Source organism: Streptomyces sp. Y20, from assembly GCF_043195475.1.
GTDB lineage: Bacteria > Actinomycetota > Actinomycetes > Streptomycetales > Streptomycetaceae > Streptomyces.
This window is the reverse complement of the sequence record NZ_JBIDDP010000063.1, coordinates 1-255: the sequence shown is the minus strand read 5'-3', so window position 1 is coordinate 255 and position 255 is coordinate 1. Positions and strand designations below refer to the sequence as shown.

The window sequence follows — 255 nt, the reverse complement described above, 5'->3', positions numbered from 1 at the left end:
GTCAGCCGCTTGACCCTGCGGCCCTGTTCGCGCAACTTCTCGGCGACGGCCGTGACAGCTTCCTCGTCACCGGAGAGCACCACCGAACCCGGCGCGTTCACCGCCGCCAGATCCACACCCCCACCCAGATACTCGGCGACCTCCCCCTCACTCGCCGCCACCGCCACCATCGCCCCACCCGGCGGCAGCGCCTGCATCAACCGCCCCCGAGCCGCCACCAACGCCGCCCCATCCCCCAGCGACAACACCCCCGCC

At 72.5% G+C, this 255-nt stretch carries 1 protein-coding gene; it reads right to left on the bottom strand.

The window, feature by feature from the left end; translation table 11 throughout:
* Window positions 1-197, bottom strand: a 197-nt coding sequence (locus ACGFT1_RS35855) for a hypothetical protein (protein ID WP_373913168.1), incomplete at its 3' end; no start/stop codon positions are given.
* Window positions 198-255 lie beyond the last annotated feature (58 nt).